The following is a 745-nucleotide window of genomic DNA, read 5'->3' as shown; positions in this document are numbered from 1 at the left end:
TACTAGGGCATGTCTTCAATTGGATAAGCCCTAAATAATAGTTACAATACCGCATCTATTGAGTCGATGCGAGAAATACAAGTTATGGCAAGAAAAGCATTAACAGATACGCTTTGGGATCAATTGCAATCGACGATTATAAAGTACGGCTGCTATCAAACTCAAAACAGCCGAGAGATCATGGAAGCCATACTGTGGAAACTACGCACAGGGGCGCCTTGGCGTGACATACCTGAAGAATTATGTTCGTGGAAAACAGCCTATAGTCGTTTCAACCGCTGGTCGAAAACTGGCTTATGGGCGGATTTTTTTTTGGCTTTTGAGCAGAAGTTGATACGGAATGGGTATTCACAGACGGAAGCTATGTTCGCTGTCATCAGCATGCAAGTGGAGCTCGGCGTGGTGAAGAGCGAGCAATTGGACAAAGCCGTGGCGGAGCAACTACAAAGATACACCTATCCTGTGATGCCGATGGATATCCGCTCCATTTTAAAATCACTGGGGGTGACGTCCACGACAGTCAAATTGCAGGTGAATTGATTGAGATGATTGGACAGGCAGATTACTTTATCGCTGATAAAGGCTATGACTCAGAGTGTATCAGAGACAAAGCTCGCAGCCATAATATTTCCTAAAAGGAAGAATGCCAAACAGCCTAATCCAGAGTTTGATAGCTATTTGTACAAGCTGCGTCATCTTGTTGAAAATATGTTTGCAAGGCTTAAACACTTTCGTAGTATCGCCA

At 43.8% G+C, this 745-nt stretch carries 2 pseudogenes; both read left to right on the top strand.

The window, feature by feature from the left end:
- Positions 1-66: 66 nt before the first annotated feature.
- A pseudogene (locus JMY00_RS13720) lies at positions 67-297 on the top strand (transposase); the annotation flags it as partial.
- Between the two features lie 110 nt (positions 298-407).
- Positions 408-635, top strand: a pseudogene (locus JMY00_RS13715) (transposase); the annotation flags it as partial.
- Between the last annotated feature and the right edge of the window lie 110 nt (positions 636-745).

It is taken from the genome of Psychrobacter sp. Pi2-52 (genome assembly GCF_904846705.1).
Classification (GTDB): Bacteria; Pseudomonadota; Gammaproteobacteria; order Pseudomonadales; family Moraxellaceae; genus Psychrobacter.
This window is presented reverse-complemented; position numbering and strand designations above follow the sequence as displayed.